Source organism: Endoryza foliicola (assembly GCF_050589245.1).
In the GTDB taxonomy this organism is placed as follows: Bacteria; Bacteroidota; Bacteroidia; order Chitinophagales; family Chitinophagaceae; genus Endoryza; species Endoryza foliicola.
In genome coordinates this window covers 1-14,457 of the sequence record NZ_JBOBEW010000003.1, presented here as the reverse complement: position 1 = coordinate 14,457, position 14,457 = coordinate 1, and the positions used below count along the sequence as shown (strand labels likewise).

The following is a 14,457-nucleotide window of genomic DNA, read 5'->3' as shown; positions in this document are numbered from 1 at the left end:
TTATCTTTTCTGAACCAAAATTCAGTAAATTCAGGTATGAAGATCTTGCTGGAGAACATTCAAAAAGATGAGGATAGTTCCTTTAAACTATTGCTTACGCCGGGGTTGAACGATGTCTATTATTGGCATTTTCACCCGGAGTTTGAATTGTTGTATGTAGAAGCAGATCGCGGCCCTCGTCAAATTGGCGACCATGTTACATTTTACGAAGAATCGGATTTGGTGTTGATTGGTCCGCATACGCCCCACCTGAATTTCGACTACGGCGTTAACACCCCCATCGATCAAACCATTGTACAATTAAACGAAGATTTCTTGGGCTCCGCGCTCACGCATTCGCCTGAAATGAAAAAGATACGGTTAATGATGGAGAAGGCCCGAGGAAGTTTGGTGTTTACAGGATCCATCAAAGCTCAGGTGGGACCGCTATTGCAAGCCCTTCCTCAAAAGAACAAATTCGATCAATTACTGGAATTGCTGAAAATTTTGCAGCTTTTAGCCTGTAGCACCGAATACATGGAATTGGATGCCAAGCCGTACAGCTCTGAAATATTGCAGAAGCACCAAAGAAGAATGGAATTGTTGTACCGACACGTAGAAGCACATTACTTAGAACCCATAGAAGTGCAAGCGGCGGCGGATTGCTGGCATTTAAGTGTCCCTGCTTTTTGCAGAACCTTTAAAAAACTCACTGGTAATACCTATACGCATTTTGTATTGAACTATCGGATCAATCAAGCCAAAAAACTATTGATGCAAGGAAGCACTGTCACCGAAGCCGCCTTTGATACCGGCTTTGAGAGCTTGAGTTATTTCAATAGGGTGTTTAAGAAGATTGAGGGGGTGACGCCGGGGAATTGGGGAGGGTAATTAATAATTAATAATTAATAATTAATAAGTAATAATTAATAATGGAACAGCCGGAGGTAATTAATAATTAATAAGTAATAATTAATAATGGAACAGCCAGAATACAGGAGGGAGGAGGGAAGATGGAAGATGGAGGAAATACAGAGAGACTGAAAGCGCTGCGAAAACGCTGCGAGCTTGTCCTGAGCCAACCGAAGGTTGAGTCGAAGGACGCTGCGCCGCCGCGGTTTAAAAATAGACAATCAGACAAATTGAGTATTGGAGGCCAATCTGCGCGAATCCGTGGTCAAATAACTAAAAAACTAAAGAACTCAAAACTCAGCACCTCCCCTGTAACTTATCCTTACAAATTGCGTCTAATCACACAAATAACCTTCACCATGCAAAAAATAGCCATTACATGCTGCTTGCTCCTCATCACCGTATTTAGTTTCGGTCAACAAAGCTGGGAAAAGCAGGTAGACAGTATGCTCAACAAAACATTTCCCGCCAAGGGCTCGGGAGCCACTGCCATTATCGCCCAAAAAGGTCAAATTCTCTACCACAAAGCCTTTGGAATGGCCGACCTGGAAAACAAAATTCCCATGCGCACAGAAATGGTGTTTCGCATTGGGAGCATTTCCAAGCAATTCACAGCCGTGGCCATATTGAAATTAATGGAGGAAGGCAAGCTGAGTTTGCAAGATGAGATCACGAAATACATCCCCGACTACCCCACACAGGGAAACAAAGTAACCATTGAACATTTGCTCACCCATACTTCAGGAATCGTGAGCTATACCAATATGGCCAAGTTTGGGTCTGAATTAATGGCCCGCGACATGAAGCCCACCGAACTCATCGATGTTTTCAAAAATGAAAAATTCGAATTTGCACCGGGAGAGAAATGGAACTACAACAATTCCGGATATTTTCTATTGGGATACATCATTGAAAAAATCACCGGCATGACCTACGCCGATTATATCGAGAAAAACATTTTCAAGCCACTCGGTATGAAAAGTAGTTTGTATGGAAGCAATTCAAAATTGATTCCGAATCGCGCGCAAGGATACGAGCCCGGTCCAACTGGCATTCAAAATGCCACTTACTTAAGCATGACGCTTCCTTATGCCGCAGGTTCCTTGATGAGTACGGTAAACGATTGCTATATCTGGAATAAGGCGATCAATGAAGGAAAGATCATCAAGAAGGAAACATTGGAAAGGGCTTTTACACCGTATATCTTGAATTCGGGAAAGAAAGTAAACTATGGATATGGCTGGAGCATTGGTGAAGTGAACGGACAAAAAGTAGTGCAACACAGTGGCGGAATCAATGGATTTCTGACGAATGGGATTTATGTACCATCGCAAGATTTGTACATCGCCGTTTTTTCGAATTCAAATGCCATTCAGCCAATTGAAGTATCTCAACGGATGACCTATGAAGTGCTGGGTTTGAACAAACCTAAAACGGTGATCAAAATAGATTCTTTGAAAGCGAAAGAATACTTGGGAGTATACGAAACGGAAGAAGGTGATCTCCGACAAATCAGTTGGGTAAAGGGGAAATTGCAATCGCAGCGATTAGGAAGTACTGTTTTCGAAATCTTTGCATATGATAAAGACAAGTTCTTCTTTCAAAACAGTCCAACCGAATTGAGTTTTGTACGCGATGCCAAAGGTGCAATAATTGGATTGACCACAAAGAATTTAACCGATGCGCCTACGATGTGGAAGCCTACTAAGAAGCCTTTTGAAGCTGCTCGTAAAGAGATTAAGATAGACGAAGCGATTCTCAAAACCTATGAAGGCGAGTATGAAATAAGTTCCAATTTGATATTGAAGATCAGTGTAGATAAAGGTCAGTTGAAAGTGAGTCCAACCGGCCAACCCACTTTCGATCTCTTTCCCGAATCGGAAACCAAATTTTTCTTGAAAGTGGTGAATGCGCAAATTCAGTTTTTTAAGAATGACAAGGGTGAAGTGAATCGTTTGGTGTTGTATCAAGGGGGGCAGGAAATGGAGGGGAAGAGGATTTCAAAGTGATCAGGATTGTGCTAGGATTAGAATGATTGGTGGGATTAGGTGTAGGATTACGTCTATTGCGTTGAAGTGTGTTTAGTGCTAACTAAAGAACTAAATCACTAAAAAACTAAACAACTTCTGTGCTAGGATTAGAATGATTGGTGGGATTAGGTGTAGGATTACGTCTATTGCGTTGAAGTGTGTTTAGTGCTAACTAAAGAACTAAATCACTAAAAAACTAAACAACTTCTGCGCTAGGATTAGAATGATTGGTGGGATTAGGTGTAGGATTACGTCTATTGCGTTGAGGTATATTCATTGCCAACGAAAGAGCTTAAAAACTAAAAAACTAAACAACTTCTGTGCTAGGATTAGAATGATTGGTGGGATTAGGTGTTGGATTACGTTTATTGCGTTGAATTTTATTTTGTGCTAACTAAAGAACTAAATAACAAAAAAACTAAACAACTTCTGCGCTAGGATTAGAATGATTAGTGGGATTAGGTTAAGGATTACGTCTATTGCGTTGAGGTATATTCATTGCCAACGAAAGAACTTAAAAACTAAAAAACTAAACAACTTCTGCGCTAGGATTAGAATGATTAGTGGGATTAGGTTAAGGATTACGTCTATTGCGTTGAGGTATATTCATTGCCAACGAAAGAACTTAAAAACTAAACAACTAAATAACCTCTATGATAGCACCAGAGGAATTGTTGGCATTAAGTGTGGGATTTCGTTTATTGCTCTGACTTAACAACTCAAAAACTTAAAACTTAAAAACTTAGCATTTTTCTCCTTCTTTTTATGTAATTTCCCTACCAAGCGCATCAACTTTAAACCTTAAAAATCTTAGTGTATGACCAAACTAATGTATGTAGTGGCCATTGGCTTGCTATTTGCGCAATGCAGCGCTTCCAAGAAGTCCTCCTCTTCGTCTTCTTCTTCCTCTGCCTCAAGTTCAAAGTATCCGAACAAGAATACCATGCCGCGTTTGGATGAGCAAACGTTTCAATTAACAGAAGTATCGACGGATGAAACCTATGGCTATACTGAGTCCAACCCCATTCGTGTGGGCGGTCCATTTAGTGACGCGGTTAAGAACGAACAACGGTTCTTGAATGCCTTGTTGGGTCCAGATAATCAGGTCATCAAATACCGAAGAACTGGTAGTTGTTGCCCATTCGCAACCTCCAATGGAATTATGGATGGTGGTTTGCTGGATCGTTATGAAATCACCTATGAAGGATTGGAAAAGCCCATTTATCTCTTTGTGAACATGTACGACTATGAGTATCTGAAAGCGCCGAAGGGGTTTACGTTTAAGAAGTGAGGGGTGATGTCTTTTTGATATCCTTTTTTTGAGCGGAAGGTTGTAGGAGTTTGAATAAGAGATTGGATGGAAAAACGACAAGACTAAAACGAGCTTGGATTATTAAATGACGTAATTCAATAAACTCGTAAGCTGAAAAGTCACCCTTTGTAACGCTACTTCATCTTGCGTTTGATGGATGGATTAAAGAGCATATTGGAACAAGCTTAATTCAAGTATATTTAATAGATTGGATTAAGAATAGACATTTACTTAAAGTGGAATAAAATGAGACATCGGTTGATTCTTGCTCTATACATTGTATTTAGCTGCTTCAATTCATTTTGTCAAACCGGATTTGAAGAATTCAAAGTTTTTAAATCTATTGATGGTGAAGTGAGGTCTATTTCTTTGGGAGAATATCAGTTTGGGTTCAGCAGGGGTAGAATGAAGTCGTTAAAGACTGAGGATAGCAACCTAGTGTACATTGATTCAAACAAGAACCTAATTCTTACAGATCGGGGTAGTAAGTACGACATTAGTTTAGGTAGATATGGAATAACATACCATGATGCAGATACGTCTTTTTTAATTACTTCAGTAAAATCCCTGAATCCTTCTATAAACGATACGCTGAATGGAAACATCTATTTTTTTTCTATTCATAATCATGATTTTATTTTTGAATTTGACCGCAGTGGAATTCGAAAAGTGAATGTCTACACTAAAGGTTATTATATTGTTATCAAAGTCTTTATCTATTATACTAATCCAGAATGGGATTTGTATATTACTTCGAACAAGACAAAAAGCTTTTGCGCAGTTGATTATTACGAAATAAACCCTAGTTTGGTAAGTATCCAAGATTCCGTACGAAAATTAAAAAGTTTATTTACCTTTTCTCGAAAGTCAAGAAGACTCGAGAGAATTTCAATATGGAGGCCATATATAAAAGATGTTACAGTTGGCAAAACTTTTAGGAGAATATACTTCACGAGACGTGGAACCTTGAAGAAGAAAGCAGATTTTTTTACGACGGGCATTGTTGAATAGCCTTTTTAAAAATTTAAATATATCAAATTGAGAGTTTTGATTTGCGCAATAGGCCTTTTGGTTTCATCTTGTAATACCCAAATGAAACTTACATTGAAAAATAATGAAGCCTTTTGTAACTATCTAACTACCGTTGTTAACGATACCGTTTACTATGAGTTACCTGAGTACAAAATTGTAGAAAATAGTATTTATCCGATTTTGGATTCAGCTATTAACTCTAGCGAAAGATGTCGATACTTTGATTCTCGGGTAAGATTTCTGAATTCGTTTCTGATTAGAAAAATTTTAAAAGATGGAAAGGAGTTTTTTTCTGTCATGACAAATTTATCACCTGCGCAAGCTCTTGGGGTTTTCGCTTTGGGAGTCAATGAAAGGAAGGAATTTAATGATATTGGTGGCTTTATGTACAGAAATCATTTTTTTGTTATTTCTTCATCAATTCTTGCAGAACAGAATAGAGTTAGTGGCTTTCCTTTTGCAGCAAAGACAGGAGGGGTTTTGAAAGTAAGAGCGCCTAGGTTTTTTGACGAAAAATGGTATTCGTCTTATATCAGTTTTGATTTACAGAACGCGATTTACAAAATAGAGGAGAATCAAACTTGTGGTAATCAGATATTGATAACAAGAAGCGCTTCTCAATATCATGAGCCTCTATAGGTTGGCATCATTTCGACGGTACCTCCTCATAAACAATCGTTTTTTGATTTTCATCGAACTTCCGAAATTCAAGAATCAATTCTATTAAAATAAGTGGCGGGTGTTACTAAGTTCAAAAGGGATCTGTGATGCATTTGCTGCTGTTTTGTAAAACCTAAATTCTGCTGTATGTATAAGTTGACAGTTTTGCTTGCATTAATGGTCTTAATTGGATGTAAGGAATTGGGTACTAGCGCGTAAGCTGATTTGTGTTTTTCAGATCCTTTCTATCAAGAGATTACTCAAGTAAGCATCAACGATATTTCAACTATTAAGAGCTTAGAAGGGAAATTTGTTCAAATGCAAGGTATTCTTAGGTTTAGTTTTGAAGATGTTGCTTTATATTCAAGTTCATCAAGTGGTTCTGCTAAAGCCTTTTGGTTGGAGTTTAAAATTCCCAATGATTCAACAATGGCACAAATTAAAGCGCTTAGTAATAAAAAAGTGAAAATTGTTGGCCGAGTAAACCTTCACGATAAAGGCCATTTAGGTGCATATTGTGGTACACTTGATAGTGTTTTTTGTGTGAAGTAGAGTAGCAGTACTCTAGTAAACGTGAATGGATATTTGTATATTTATGTTAATAATGAAACACCCGGATGGGATAGCCTGTCCCGAGAGGGAAGAGATTCGGGATATTTTTTGATAATATGATTGTAAAGCATTATAGTGGGGCAATCACAGAGGAAACGCATTATTATCCGTTTGGCTTAGTTATCAGTGGTATATCCTCAAGTAGGTTACCAAACACAACTCCTAACAAGCTAAAGTATGACGTTAAGGAAGAACAACGCAATGATTTCTCCGATGGTACAGGGTTGGTGTGGTTGGACTATGGAGCGAGGATGTATGATAATCAAGTAGGAAGATTTTTTACTCAAGATAGATTTGCTGATAAGTATCATTCATTATCACCTTATCATTATGCAGCCAATAATCCTATCAGTATTATAGATGTTAATGGGGATAGTATTTGGATTGTTATAAAAACAAATATTACTGATGCAAGCGGAAATCAAGGCATTAAGGAAGAAAAGTACTATTACGGGCAAGATAAAAGCGGCTCCTATGGTTTTTTAGATGGTAGTGGATCTATTTATTCCGGGTCAGAAGCTTTTGTAGGCGATGTTACAGCTGCAATAGAAAAAATAAGAACAGCAGGCGATGTAGGAAAAGGATTAGTTGATGATTTAATGACTTCTACAAACAGCACTGAAATCGTAAAACGCTCTTCAAATTCAGCAGAAGAAGCCAAGGGGAATTATATAGCATGGAATCCTACAGGAACTACGAGTGCTCCTGACACTAAGGGATCTACAACAAGACCATCATTTATTGGATTAGCCCATGAGATGGCACACGTAAGAGATGTATGGAATAACACAATAGACAGAAATACATGGCAAAGCGTTACAGATGCATATGGCAATACTGTAAATATCCGAAATGCCGAATTGTACGCGACTCATATTGAGAACCAGATCAGGTCAGAGAATAAATTACCACTAAGGGCTTACTATAGTTTTGATGCAAGCGGTAGCGGAGACCCTAATACCAGATTGATAAGAGCCGGTACACAACAAAGTTTGTATTATGATGCTGCTGGTACTACTAACTATAAACAATTGGGAAAGAAACAACCTGCATTTACCTATTAAAAGTAGCTTTATGAAATCAATACTGTTCATTATAATATCAGTTGCTTTTTTTTCATGTGCACCTAAAGGTTTTATAAGCATATCAAAGCAAGTTGAAAAAAAATGTGTTGGTGAAAATGGTAAATGGAAAGGTGATTCGTTCCATATTTTGAGAACAAAACTTCACAATGATGGGAAGCTGAACTTTATCAACTCTGTTTTTGATACTTTATATATACTTGAAACTTATGAAATTGAAAGCGGTACTTACACAGGTAGGATATGGAATGGAAAAAGTGTTTTAAATTATACCTACAATAGAAATACTTTTTCTTTTGAACAGCAAAATCTATTTACAACCTATATTGTTAAGCTTATTCAGAGCTGGGATACTACGGCAATACGGAAGGAAGAAAATATAAATGCAAGCATTCTGCCAGAAAAATATATAAATGGAACAAGAGTTTTTATAGCAAATACAAAAACTCAAATTGAATGTATAAAGTTTAAAGAGTTTTTTAAATTGGAAAGAGACCTTTAACAAAAGCCCGGCAGTTGGTGAGTTTTTATTATTGTAAAAGTTGCGAAAGATTATTCTTCTTTTTTGATTAACTAGATCAATTATTTTAAAGTATTTGAAGGGTTTCGAAACTCTTGATTTCTTTAAAAGAAATTTAATAGTAGCGATAAGTGTGAATTCAATGTTTTGATAGCGTTACATTGCGCTTACTTTTTATTCAACTCAATTGAAAAACTAATTTTAACATTCAATGCCTCAAAAACTTTCTACAAAGTTTCAAGGCGACCACTTTTTACGTTGTTTTCAATTTTGGAGATTTGGGCTTTTTGTACACCTACCAATTCTCCCAATTGTGTTTGAATGAGATTTTTTTGAATTCTTGCTTTTTTAATGGCTGCTCTAAAAAGGTCTAAACTCAGTTTGGCCTCATAAGCTTCTCTTTTCTTTGTGCCAGGCTTTCTGATGTGTTTGTTGATGTGAGTATTTAGACCAATTAAACTCATTATAGGGTATGGTGTATTGATATTATATGCAGTAATCTTGTTCTTTGTTAAATCAGACTAACTATTTGATACTAGATCATTCCAAAAATAATATTTAAATAGTGAACGAAGTCTTCTTTTTAAATGGTGTAGTATGACCGTATTTATACCTATTAGTCTACCGGTAATTCACTAAAACAGCTACCTATGTCCTAAAGTCAAAAAAAAGTGATTTTCTTTTGTAATGTATATTTTTTTTTATTTTTTAATCTGGTTATCCGGTGGATGGCATCACCAATCCCAATGATTCACTGATGCGATTGAACGGAAGCGGGCCAAAAGTAGGAGCAGCAATTGTTTTGAAGGTCATGAGTGGTGATGTGATAGATGTAGCTGTTAAAGCATTTTACAAGGATCAAACGTATACGGCTACGAATAATTCCGTGAATGATATTTTGAATGCACTGGCAAGTGGCGCTTTTGGCCTCACCGGTGGGTCAAAAGGCACTCTGGATCAACTCAATAACACGAGTACGAGCCCTCTTTTAGGCGCTTTGAATAGCTTTATAAGTGGTAACAATCCCACAGTTGTCAATAAACCCCGTGCCCATCTGAATTGGATATTATTGGATGAACAGTTCCAGTATGTAAGTAGTTACCCTCAAAGTGGTGCTCTTGCTGTTGGAAATTATGCCAGCAATGTGTTAAATACATTAGCGTACACGGGAATTCCAATAACAAAGAATGGATATTTGTATATTTATGTAAACAACGAAACACCCGGATGGGACGTGTTCTTTGATAATATGAGTGTGAAGCATTATAGTGGGGCAATTACTGAGGAAACGCATTATTATCTGTTTGGACTAACGATGGCTGGGATTTCATCGAAAGCAGCGAATAAGTTGGATAATAAATACGAGTATAACGGCAAAGAAAAACAAGAGAAAGAGTTCAGTGATGGGAGTGGATTGGAGTTGTATGATTATGGAGCGAGAATGTACGATCAGCAGATAGGAAGATGGCATGTAATTGACCCACTAGCTGACCAAATGCGCAGACATTCTCCCTACAATTTTGCTTTTGATAATCCGATACGATTTATCGACCCTGATGGAATGAGTCCAACGGACCATTACTATGCAGTAACTGAAAGTGGTTTGAGATATTTGGGTAGTGACGGAAATGGGGATGCTGTCAAAATTACCGAGACCACTGATAAAGAGGCAAATAAAATTCAAAAGACTTTAAAAGGAGAAAAAACAACTTCGGCTAATGAACAGGCTGTCAAAAGTAATGATAACTTTGTGCCTTTGGAAGTGCAGGAGCAAGCCGATCAGACTGCAGCTGTAACTACAATGAAATCAGATGCACAAGGAGATAAAAAAGAGCATGGACAAACGATAGTTATACAGCTTAATCACAATGAGAAAGGAAAACTAAGTAGTGCCGAACTGAAGTTTGGTGACAAAGTAACTGGTGAAAAAGACAAAATAAATTTTGGACTCAAAACAAACAGTGAAGGTACAATGTTTGACCAAAATGGCAACATCCTTGTTGCTACAGCACACACCCATAAGGATGATAAAGGGTTGTCAGGATCTTCATCAAGAGGCGTTGATGAAGATTTAGGAAAATGTGATGTTCAGAATGTTTCTAGTACAAGAGTCCCATGGTTTACACTTGGACCCTCAATAAATCATGTAGGCTTTATAAACAGATATCAGGGAAACGTTGAAACCAAAGTTTATAAAGGTGCAAATATTTTGATGGACGCCTTAAGATTGCTAACCAATCAATAGAAGAATAATGCTAAGAATAGTTATTTTGGTTATATTTTCTTTCTGTTATCAATATCAATACGGACAGTTTAGAATAACTAGTGATAAAGATTTTAAGAATTACAGTGATAGTTTACTTCGATATGCTGGTATATCAAAGCCTGATTTTAGCCAAAATGATTTCGAAATGCGTTTTTGGGTTACTGAATATATTGGCGAGGCTCAGGCCCTTTTTGTATTTAACCATAATAATAATGGGTGCTGGAATGTCAAAGGATTTTATTTTTGTACAAATGACTGGGTACATTTTTATCGATTCAAGAAAGATAGTTTTTCACTTAGCGAAGACTGGATTAAAAGATGGGACAGCTTAAACAAGAGCCATATTTTATCACTTCCTACGGAGAGCAAAGTATTTAGTAACTGGAAATCATCTACAGGCAATATTGTTGTTGTAGCTGATGGAATAAGTTATCGTGTAGAATTATTTACTCCTAAAAGAAATCGAAGATATTCTTACAGCAATCCAGAAGACAAACTCTTAACTTATGATTTAAATAATAGGGAGTTAGTAGCTATTAATAATATTATATCTATTTTAAATAATGAATTAAAGTTTAAAAATATTATAGAAAGACAATGTGAATAAATATTTTTCCGAATTTATTCACTTACTGTGCCACACGTGTCAAGACTGCGGTTAATGAGCTGCCAGTTTAGGACTGCTGAAAATCATTGAAGTTATTATTCATTAGCGCGAGTGCTTACAAGTAAGGAAACTGAAATGCAAGAATCTTTTTAGGTCTACTTTTTAATTGAGATATTGTCCTTAGAAAGGGTAGAGTTTTAAATAAAAAAGGTCGGAAGATTATTGATCAATTTCTGGCTTGTAAGCTCTACTAATAAAGAGAATTCGAAACATTATATTTTATCTTAATGTGAGTGAGATGGGTTGATAGAATCGAAGAAGAGCTGTTTAGATTTTTAATTTTGAGATATAGTTTGCCTCAAAATGATACTTGATTTCAAAAACGAGCAGCCGAATCAAATATATCACGTTGAGTTTTATTTGGTGCTAACTAAAGAACTGAATAGCTAAAAACTAAACAACTTCCATGCTAGAATTAGAATGATGAGTGAGATTAGGTGCAGAAGTTCGTTTATGGACTTGAAGTATAGATTTTTCTTTAGTTAAACCTACCTAAGTTTTCAGTGAAATTTAAAGAATGATTTGGCGCATTCTATACACCCCCTTTTTCTGTTAATCGGAAATCTGATTTAAATTGATCTTGTTTTGTGTTTAAAAGCATGAGACAAATTGGTCTTTGCGGGCGTAAGTGTTAACCATTAGTAAGTGTTAATAAATTATTTAGTTGATTTTTGTATTAGTCTCGTTTGTATATTTGAGTTATAACGGTAACGTTATATATTAAACTTAAACCTTTTACTAGCTTCTTATGCGAATCAGGCATTTGCTTACGATTGTATGCATGGTGCTGTTGAGTCAGGTGTCTATTGCCCAAGTGGTAAAGATTGATTCAACACTGGCAAGTCTCTCCGACAAAGCCATTGATAAGCTTTCCTCTAAAGCCGATAAGCTAGCATTGAAGCTTCAAAAGAAATCACTAAAGCAATTAGACAAGTTTGAAAGAATAGAAAAAAAGGCACTGCGTAAGATTGCTTTGAAAGACTCTATTCTTGGAAATTCGCTGCTCCAAGAATCCAAGGAGAAGTATGCTGCAGTGAAGAGTAGACTCCGCTCTGGAAGGCTCGAAACACTCGGACTCGACAATTACTTGCCAAAACTCGACAGCCTTGAAACGGGTCTTGCCTGCATTACAAAGAGTTTTGATATTTCTTCTAATGAAAAGTTAGCTTGCATTTCTAATGGAATTAAGAGCATTTCATCACTAAAACAATCTTATAAAGATGCTGGGTCTGTTAGTGCATTTCTGAGGCAGCAACGAAATCAACTGAAACAGTACTCGACAAAGTTTGGATTAAATCGACAGCTAAAGAAGCTAAATAAGGACTATTATTATTATGGTCAAATGTTAGCGGACTACAAGCAAGTATTGAACGATCCGTTGAAGCAACAAGAGTTGGTTTTAAAGGTGATTCGAAAAGTACCTATGTTTTCGGAGTTTTTTTCTAAGCATTCTGAGCTAGCTTCTTTATTCCCTAATAATGGAAATATCGGTACTGCCGCCGGATTAGTAGGCCTGCAAACCACTGCAATGGTGCAGCAAGGGATCCAGGGCCAATTACAAGGTGTCAGCACCGCTCAAATAAACGCCCTTCAGCAACAGATTACACAGGCGCAGCAAGAGTTGAAGCAATTGAAACAAAAGCTGAGTCAATTGTCCTCTGGCAACTCTGAAATGGAAGTGCCCGATTTTAGGCCGAATTCGATGCGCCGAAAGCCCTTTGCAAAAAGACTTGAATATAATGCTAATATTCAATCAACGAGGAACACTCCTTTTTGGCCTACCACTTCAGATATAGGACTAGGACTTGGATTTAAATTAAACGATCGAAGTGTTATTGGACTTGGTGCCAGTTACAAGTTGGGCTGGGGTAAAGACATTCGAAACATTAAGATAACACATGAAGGTTTAGGACTACGCTCCTACATTGACTGGAGGTTGAAAGGATCTTTTTATTTGTCGGGAGGTTATGAGCAAAATTATAGACAGCGAATTGAAAACATTAGTCTTTTAAAGCAGACGGACTACTGGCAACAAAGTGGGTTATTGGGGTTATCGAAGAAGATCGCTGTAAAGAAGAAAATGAAGACAGATTTTAAATTGTTATTTGATTTTTTATACAGACAACACGTTCCCGAAACGCAGCCAATTTTGTTTCGGGTAGGGTATTCCTTTTGATACAAGCGTATAAGGGAGTACTTGGTGGTTACTTTGTCGCTCATTTTGGTAAGAAGCGTTTATTTTAAAGAATATAGATCATGTTTAAACTAGTTCAATTTATTGCGGCACTATTGCTAAGCGGACAGCTTTTCGCACAATCCAACACATGGTCTGATGCGGATCACGCATTAGCGGTTTCAAAAATGGAGTTTAAAGCGAAGCGGGTAGTGCCCCCTGCTCCTGAAGCCGCTTCGCTTGGGCAGTTTGGTAATGTGCCTGTAAGTTTATTTACGGGTACTCCGAGAATAAGCGTTCCATTAGATGATTTGAAAGGTGCATCGTTGAGCGTAGGAGTAAGTCTCTCGTACAGTGCTTCTGGGTTCAAACCGCAAGATATTCCTACATGGGCAGGTGCGGGCTGGACGTTTTCAGCAGGCGGTGTTGTTACGCGGAGTGTCATGGGGAATCCGGATTTAATTGGTAATTATTACACCGGAAATAATTCTTGGAATTTGCCTTCTACAGATAATCTCTTCGCGAACTATAATTTCATGGATTCTATTCAGAAAGGTTTGAAAGAGGTGCAGCCCGATGTTTTCTATTTCAATATGAATGGCAAGAGTGGCAAGTTTTATATTAAGCCCGATTTATCAGTATTTAAAAAGGAAAAGGACAATATACAGATTAGTCATTCGATCACAGCTAATTGGAATACCTCCAATTTGAATAAGTTTGTAATAACAGATGAACAAGGGGTGGTCTACGAGTTTGGAGAAGTAGAAGTTTCTACAATGACATTGGACGACGCTACTACATCCGTACAACAGCCGATGACTTATTCCTATCCAAGCAGTTGGTATTTAACGAAAATGACCTCGCCTGATGGCAAAGAAACAATTGAGTTTACTTATTACACAACTAGCCAGAATCATACTTTGTTTCAATCTTATTTAGGTAGCGGAGCAGTGACTACGGGCATTAAAATTGGAACCTCAGGTTCAGTTTCCCCCAGCTCTGTATTCTCCTTGTCTCCTGCGGTTAGCGTATCAAGAAAGTATCTTCAAAAGATTTCATTGAAGAAGAATAACGCTATCGTTGGATATATCGATATTGTAAGCGTTGCAAACACTAGACAAGATCTAAGTCCAGGTAGTTTCCCTGATGAAAGACTTTTGCAGAGTGTTAAATCCTATAGTTTGAATAGTCTAAATACGTTTACTCAAACTA

General features: G+C 37.3%; 13 protein-coding genes. 12 read left to right on the top strand and 1 reads right to left on the bottom strand.

Annotation, left to right across the window (positions count from 1 at the left end; all coding sequences use genetic code 11):
* The first annotated feature begins 36 nt into the window (after positions 1-36).
* The 8 genes from ACQ2HE_RS07420 to ACQ2HE_RS07385 all read left to right on the top strand — a co-directional run bounded on the left by ACQ2HE_RS07420 (position 37) and on the right by ACQ2HE_RS07385 (position 8,121).
* The gene (locus ACQ2HE_RS07420; RefSeq protein WP_430899016.1) at positions 37-870 is read left to right on the top strand and encodes a helix-turn-helix domain-containing protein; all 834 of its coding nucleotides are present in this window, start codon (positions 37-39) and stop codon (positions 868-870) included.
* Between the two features lie 380 nt (positions 871-1,250).
* Positions 1,251-2,900: a serine hydrolase gene (locus ACQ2HE_RS07415; RefSeq protein WP_430899018.1), complete on the top strand. Its 1,650-nt coding sequence runs from the start codon at positions 1,251-1,253 to the stop codon at positions 2,898-2,900.
* A gap of 838 nt (positions 2,901-3,738) precedes the next feature.
* Complete coding sequence (locus ACQ2HE_RS07410) at positions 3,739-4,212, top strand: hypothetical protein (RefSeq protein WP_430899020.1); 474 nt, start codon at positions 3,739-3,741, stop codon at positions 4,210-4,212.
* A gap of 267 nt (positions 4,213-4,479) precedes the next feature.
* Positions 4,480-5,244, top strand: a complete 765-nt coding sequence (locus ACQ2HE_RS07405; protein ID WP_430899022.1) for a hypothetical protein — start codon at positions 4,480-4,482, stop codon at positions 5,242-5,244.
* 81 nt (positions 5,245-5,325) lie between these two features.
* On the top strand, positions 5,326-5,904 hold the full coding sequence (locus ACQ2HE_RS07400) for a hypothetical protein (RefSeq protein WP_430899024.1): 579 nt from the start codon (positions 5,326-5,328) through the stop codon (positions 5,902-5,904).
* 339 nt (positions 5,905-6,243) lie between these two features.
* Entirely contained in the window at positions 6,244-6,477 is a 234-nt protein-coding gene (locus ACQ2HE_RS07395; protein ID WP_430899026.1) for a hypothetical protein, read from the top strand.
* Positions 6,478-6,593: 116 nt separating this feature from the next.
* Positions 6,594-7,601 (top strand): M91 family zinc metallopeptidase, encoded by a 1,008-nt coding sequence (locus ACQ2HE_RS07390; protein WP_430899028.1) that lies wholly within the window; start codon positions 6,594-6,596, stop codon positions 7,599-7,601.
* Positions 7,602-7,611: 10 nt separating this feature from the next.
* The gene (locus ACQ2HE_RS07385; RefSeq protein ID WP_430899030.1) at positions 7,612-8,121 is read left to right on the top strand and encodes a hypothetical protein; all 510 of its coding nucleotides are present in this window, start codon (positions 7,612-7,614) and stop codon (positions 8,119-8,121) included.
* A 245-nt stretch (positions 8,122-8,366) separates the two neighbouring features.
* On the opposite strand, the gene ACQ2HE_RS07380 is transcribed toward ACQ2HE_RS07385, so the two are convergent.
* Positions 8,367-8,603, bottom strand: coding sequence for a helix-turn-helix domain-containing protein (locus ACQ2HE_RS07380; RefSeq protein WP_430899032.1), 237 nt, complete (start codon positions 8,601-8,603; stop codon positions 8,367-8,369).
* A gap of 260 nt (positions 8,604-8,863) precedes the next feature.
* Between ACQ2HE_RS07380 and ACQ2HE_RS07375 the strand changes: the two genes are divergently transcribed.
* From ACQ2HE_RS07375 to ACQ2HE_RS07360, 4 genes are all read left to right on the top strand, one after another.
* Positions 8,864-10,384 (top strand): RHS repeat domain-containing protein, encoded by a 1,521-nt coding sequence (locus ACQ2HE_RS07375; RefSeq protein WP_430899033.1) that lies wholly within the window; start codon positions 8,864-8,866, stop codon positions 10,382-10,384.
* Between the two features lie 7 nt (positions 10,385-10,391).
* On the top strand, positions 10,392-11,012 hold the full coding sequence (locus tag ACQ2HE_RS07370) for a hypothetical protein (RefSeq protein WP_430899034.1): 621 nt from the start codon (positions 10,392-10,394) through the stop codon (positions 11,010-11,012).
* 808 nt (positions 11,013-11,820) lie between these two features.
* Positions 11,821-13,248: a hypothetical protein gene (locus tag ACQ2HE_RS07365; RefSeq protein WP_430902433.1), complete on the top strand. Its 1,428-nt coding sequence runs from the start codon at positions 11,821-11,823 to the stop codon at positions 13,246-13,248.
* An 80-nt stretch (positions 13,249-13,328) separates the two neighbouring features.
* Positions 13,329-14,457, top strand: a 1,129-nt coding sequence (locus tag ACQ2HE_RS07360; protein ID WP_430902432.1) for a hypothetical protein, incomplete at its 3' end; no start/stop codon positions are given.

Coding starts and splice junctions, on each gene's coding strand:
- ACQ2HE_RS07420 (WP_430899016.1), top strand. CDS start 37: ATGAAGATCTTGCTGGAGAACATTCAAAAAGATGAGGATAGTTCCTTT.
- ACQ2HE_RS07415 (WP_430899018.1), top strand. CDS start 1,251: ATGCAAAAAATAGCCATTACATGCTGCTTGCTCCTCATCACCGTATTT.
- ACQ2HE_RS07410 (WP_430899020.1), top strand. CDS start 3,739: ATGACCAAACTAATGTATGTAGTGGCCATTGGCTTGCTATTTGCGCAA.
- ACQ2HE_RS07405 (WP_430899022.1), top strand. CDS start 4,480: ATGAGACATCGGTTGATTCTTGCTCTATACATTGTATTTAGCTGCTTC.
- ACQ2HE_RS07400 (WP_430899024.1), top strand. CDS start 5,326: ATGAAACTTACATTGAAAAATAATGAAGCCTTTTGTAACTATCTAACT.
- ACQ2HE_RS07395 (WP_430899026.1), top strand. CDS start 6,244: ATGCAAGGTATTCTTAGGTTTAGTTTTGAAGATGTTGCTTTATATTCA.
- ACQ2HE_RS07390 (WP_430899028.1), top strand. CDS start 6,594: ATGATTGTAAAGCATTATAGTGGGGCAATCACAGAGGAAACGCATTAT.
- ACQ2HE_RS07385 (WP_430899030.1), top strand. CDS start 7,612: ATGAAATCAATACTGTTCATTATAATATCAGTTGCTTTTTTTTCATGT.
- ACQ2HE_RS07380 (WP_430899032.1), bottom strand. CDS start 8,603: ATGAGTTTAATTGGTCTAAATACTCACATCAACAAACACATCAGAAAG.
- ACQ2HE_RS07370 (WP_430899034.1), top strand. CDS start 10,392: ATGCTAAGAATAGTTATTTTGGTTATATTTTCTTTCTGTTATCAATAT.
- ACQ2HE_RS07365 (WP_430902433.1), top strand. CDS start 11,821: ATGCGAATCAGGCATTTGCTTACGATTGTATGCATGGTGCTGTTGAGT.